Here is a 4,833-nt window from a genome sequence, read left to right as displayed (position 1 = left end):
AGGGGGACAAAAAGCCAAGTGGTATAGCGGTAGGCCCCCCGTCGAGGGGGCTGTGCGGCGCGCGGGTTCTCCGACGGCGGGCTTGTGCGGCATGTCTCCATCATCCACACCGTGCGGTGGACCCGCGTGTCCGTCCTCGAGCGGCGGACGGGCTCGGCGGGTGCCCGGCACCGCCGTCCGGACCGGTGTCCGCCCCCCAAGGCCGGCCGGGCTTGATGCGTGCCCGGCACCGCCGCGTGGGCCGGCGTGGGCCGGAGATCCCTGCACACAAAAAAGCCGGACGGGCTCCTCTGGAGCCCGTCCGGGGGAAGCCGTGCCGGCTAGGCCTGGGGCAGGCCGGCCAGCTGGGCGCTGATGCGCTCGATGTCCTCCTCGGCCTTGGCGAGCCGGCCGCGGATCTTGTCGACGACATTGTCCGGGGCCTTCGCCAGGAACGCCTCGTTGCCGAGCTTCGCGGTCGCCTGGGCCTTCTCCTTCTCCGCCGCGGCGAGATCCTTCGCGAGCCGCTTGCGCTCCGCGGCGACGTCGATCACACCGGAGAGGTCCAGAGCGACCTCCGCGCCCGCGACCGGCAGGGTCGCCGTCGCGTGGAAGGAATCGCCCTCCGGCTGGAGGCGCAGCAGCTGCCGGATCGCGCCCTCGTGGGGCGCCAGCGCGGTGCCGTCCAGGGTGAGGCGGGCCGGAACCTTCTGGCCGGGCTGCAGCCCCTGGTCGGAGCGGAAGCGGCGGACCTCGGTGACGACTCGCTGGACCAGCTCGATCTCGCGCTCCGCGGCCTGGTCGCGGAAGCCGGAGTCCTTCGGCCAGTCGGCGATGACGACCGACTCGCCGCCCGTGAGCGTGGTCCACAGCGTCTCGGTGACGAAGGGGACGACCGGGTGGAGCAGGCGCAGCGTGACGTCGAGGACCTCACCGAGGACGCGGGCGGAGACCTTCGCGGGCTCGCCGCCGCCCATGAACGTCGTCTTCGACAGCTCGACGTACCAGTCGAAGACCTCGTCCCACGCGAAGTGGAAGAGCGCGTCGGAGAGCTTCGCGAACTGGTAGTCCTCGTAGTACGCGTCCACCTCGGCGACCACCGAGTCGAGGCGCGACAGGATCCAGCGGTCGGTCGCCGACATCTGCTCGGGCGCGGGCATCGGGCCCTCGACCGTGGCGCCGTTCATCAGCGCGAAGCGGGTCGCGTTCCAGATCTTGTTGGCGAAGTTGCGCGAGCCCTGGACCCAGTCCTCGCCGATCGGGACGTCGACACCAGGGTTGGCGCCGCGGGCGAGCGTGAAGCGCAGCGCGTCGGAGCCGTACTTGTCCATCCAGTCCAGCGGGTTGACCGCGTTGCCGAAGGACTTCGACATCTTCTTGCCGAACTGGTCGCGGACCATGCCGTGCAGGGCGATGGTGTGGAACGGCGGGGTGCCGTCCATCGCGTACAGGCCGAACATCATCATCCGGGCGACCCAGAAGAAGAGGATGTCGTAGCCGGTGACCAGGACGGAGTTCGGGTAGAACTTCGCGAGGCTCTCGGTCTGCTCCGGCCAGCCCAGCGTGGAGAACGGCCACAGGCCGGAGGAGAACCAGGTGTCGAGGACGTCGGTCTCCTGGGTCCAGCCCTCGCCGCTCGGGGGCTGCTCGTCCGGTCCGACGCAGACGATCTCACCGTTCGGGCCGTACCAGACCGGGATGCGGTGGCCCCACCAGAGCTGACGCGAGATGCACCAGTCGTGCAGGTTGTCGACCCAGTCGAAGTACCGCTTCTCCATCTCCTGGGGGTGGATCTTGACCTTGCCGTCGCGGACCGCGTCACCCGCGGCCTTCGCCAGCGGGCCGACCTTGACCCACCACTGCATGGACAGCCGCGGCTCGATGGTGGTCTTGCAGCGCGAGCAGTGGCCGACGGAGTGGACGTACGGACGCTTCTCGGCGACGATCCGGCCCTCGGCGCGCAGGGCGCCGACGATGGCGCTGCGGGCCTCCAGCCGGTCCAGGCCCTGGAAGGGGCCGTGCGCGGTGATGATCGCGTGCTCGTCCATGACGGCGAGGCTCGGCAGACCGTGCCGCTGGCCGATCTCGAAGTCGTTCGGGTCATGCGCGGGCGTGACCTTGACGGCACCGGTGCCGAACTCGGGGTCGACATGCTCGTCGGCGACGACGGGGATGCGGCGGCCGGTGAGCGGCAGCACGATCTCGCGGCCGACCAGGTGCTTGTAGCGCTCGTCCTCGGGGTGGACGGCGACGGCCGTGTCACCGAGCATCGTCTCGGCGCGGGTCGTGGCGACGACGATGGAGTCCTCGCCCTCGCCGTACCGGATGGAGACGAGCTCGCCGTCGTCGTCCTGGTACTCGACCTCGATGTCCGAGATGGCGGTCAGACAGCGCGGGCACCAGTTGATGATGCGCTCGGCCCGGTAGATCAGCTCGTCGTCGTAGAGCTTCTTGAAGATGGTCTGGACGGCCTTGGACAGGCCCTCGTCCATGGTGAAGCGCTCACGCGACCAGGCGACGGCGTCGCCCAGACGCTTCATCTGGCCGGAGATCTGGCCGCCGGACTCTGCCTTCCACTGCCAGACGCGCTCGACGAACGCCTCGCGGCCCAGGTCGTGGCGGGACTTGCCCTCCTTGCCGAGCTCGCGCTCGACGACGTTCTGCGTGGCAATGCCGGCGTGGTCCATGCCGGGCTGCCACAGCGTCTCGTAGCCCTGCATCCGCTTGCGGCGGGTGAGGGCGTCGATCAGCGTGTGCTCGAAGGCGTGGCCCAGGTGGAGGCTGCCCGTGACGTTAGGCGGCGGGATGACGATGGTGTACGGAGGCTTCTCGCTCTTCGCGTCGGCCTCGAAATAACCGCGTTCTACCCAGCGCTCGTACAGCTCCCCCTCTACCTCGGCCGGCGCGTACTGGGTCGGCAGTTCGGGGTTGCTGGCTGGCTGCTGCTGAGTGTTCTCGGTCACGGGCCACAGTTTAGAGGTGCCACGGGCCCGTTCTGAAACGGGAATGTTCCGTAACGGTGTGCGCCCTGGTGCCCCGGGACGGTGCCCGTTCCGACAGGATGTTCGGAACGCATAGGCATCTGGAGGGGAACCCAGTAATGAGCTACAACCAGCCGGGCCCGTACGGCGGTCAGCCCCAGCAGCCCGGTCCGTACGGCCAGCCGGGTCCCTACGGTCAGCCGCCGCAGGCCCCGCAGCCCGGCTACGGCTACCCGCAGCAGCCTCCGCAGCAGCCCGGCTACGGGTACCCCCAGCAGGCCCCCCAGGGCGTCCCGCCGCAGCAGCAGGGCTGGGGCCAGCCCCAGCAGCCCGCCCCCTACGGCCAGCCGCCCCAGCAGCCCCCGTACGGCGCGGGCCCCGGCGCCTACCCGCCCCCGCCGCCGGCCCAGGGCGGCGGCAGGAAGACGGGCCTGGTCATCGGCGCGGTGGTCGTGGCACTCGCGGTGGTCGCAGGTGGCGTGTACTTCCTGACGTCGGGCGGCGGCAACAGCGACGTGGCCGACGACACCAAGGGCTACAAGCTCACCCCGGCCGCGTCGGTCGACGACTTCAAGAAGGACAAGGACAGCCCGGCCTCTCTTTCCGCCAAGGAGAAGAAGGAGGTCGAGGCCCTCCTCGGGATCAAGAACCCCAAGCAGGCCGGCGCCTCCTACAAGTCGGGCGACCCGAGCGCCCCGGCGAAGGGGAAGGGCCTGAGCCTCAACGGCCTGTGGGGCGAGATACCCGACCCGGAGAAGGCGATCGACGGTTACTTCCGGAAGATGGAGGAAGGCGACAAGGACGACGAGGAAGACGTCAAGGTCGAATTCGCCGGCGACCCTGCCACCGTGGAGCCGGCGGGCTTCGAAGGCGCCATCATGAAGTGCCAGACCGCCAAGTTCACACCTGTCAGCAGCGATTCCTCCGGGCTGGGCGCAAAGGAGTTCGAGCTGCCGGTCTGCGTCTGGTCCGACTACAGCACCATCGCCGCCGTGAACGTCATCGATGCGGCCCAGTTGCTGGGTGCGGGCGGCAAGGCGGTTCCCCAGGACGAGGTCGCCGCCCTCGCAGCGAAGCTGTACAACACCTCGCGCACCAAGGCCTGATCCACGGAGCACGCGCCATGCAGGGCGCCCGGCCAGCTGACGAACCGGCCGGGCACCCTCTCCGTCCCCCGACACACCGGCCGGAACTGACGTTCGATACGGTGGGCCTGATCAAGTCTGACCAACTCGATTATGCATGGGGGTACTTGTGCGCAGACGAGCCATTTCTGCGATAGCCGGAGGCATTGCATGCCTCCTCGTGCCGCTGGCGGCCACTCCGGCTGCCGCCGCCAACTACGACTCGAAGTGCAGCCCCGTGATCGGCGGCGTCATCGTTGCCCCGCCGGCCACGGGTGGAGGCAAGTGGGACTACGCGAGTCGCACACGACTGAACCCGGTGACGCTGACGGTTGCCGACCGAAAGGCCGACGGGATGAACGTGGGCGTGCGACTCGTCACCCGCAAGAGCAACGGCACCAACCACGCCTGGCCGTGGAAGCGCCTCTACTCCGGTTCCGGAACCTCGCAGAGCTGGGGAACCTCTGCCACGGACTCAGGAGGAATCCGGCTGGCCTGGACGCAGGTGGGAGTGTTCGACGGCAACACGCTGAAGTTGCTGTGCGAGTCGGCCAAGGGAACCAATCTCCACTGGGCATAGCTACCTGAACCAGCAGCCGAAGTAGGCCTTGGACGTCCTGGGGCACATGGGCCTGCAACGCATCAGGGGCGGGGGGGGGGGGGGGGGGGGGGGGGGGGGGGGTGGTGGGGGGGGGGGGGGGGGGGGGGGGGGGTGTTTTCTCTTTGGGTGGGTTTTTTTTTCCTCTCCT

At 69.2% G+C, this 4,833-nt stretch carries 3 protein-coding genes; 2 read left to right on the top strand and 1 reads right to left on the bottom strand.

The window, feature by feature from the left end; genetic code table 11:
• Window positions 1–320 precede the first annotated feature (320 nt).
• Window positions 321–2,942 carry a valine--tRNA ligase gene (locus tag ACFV9O_RS12615; protein ID WP_385416092.1) on the bottom strand — a complete coding sequence of 874 codons (2,622 nt, stop codon included), beginning with the start codon at window positions 2,940–2,942 and terminating at the stop codon, window positions 321–323.
• Between the two features lie 137 nt (window positions 2,943–3,079).
• Between ACFV9O_RS12615 and ACFV9O_RS12610 the strand changes: the two genes are divergently transcribed.
• Entirely contained in the window at window positions 3,080–4,066 is a 987-nt protein-coding gene (locus ACFV9O_RS12610) for a hypothetical protein (protein ID WP_385416089.1), read from the top strand.
• Window positions 4,067–4,265: 199 nt separating this feature from the next.
• Window positions 4,266–4,664, top strand: coding sequence for a hypothetical protein (locus ACFV9O_RS12605; protein ID WP_385416086.1), 399 nt, complete (start codon window positions 4,266–4,268; stop codon window positions 4,662–4,664).
• Window positions 4,665–4,833: the final 169 nt, after the last annotated feature.

Source organism: Streptomyces sp. NPDC059909 (genome assembly GCF_042730885.1).
Classification (GTDB): domain Bacteria; phylum Actinomycetota; class Actinomycetes; order Streptomycetales; family Streptomycetaceae; genus Streptomyces.
This window is presented reverse-complemented; position numbering and strand designations above follow the sequence as displayed.

Excerpts from the sequence above, each read along its gene's own strand:
- ACFV9O_RS12610 (WP_385416089.1), top strand. The coding sequence starts at position 3,080 with ATGAGCTACAACCAGCCGGGCCCGTACGGCGGTCAGCCCCAGCAGCCC.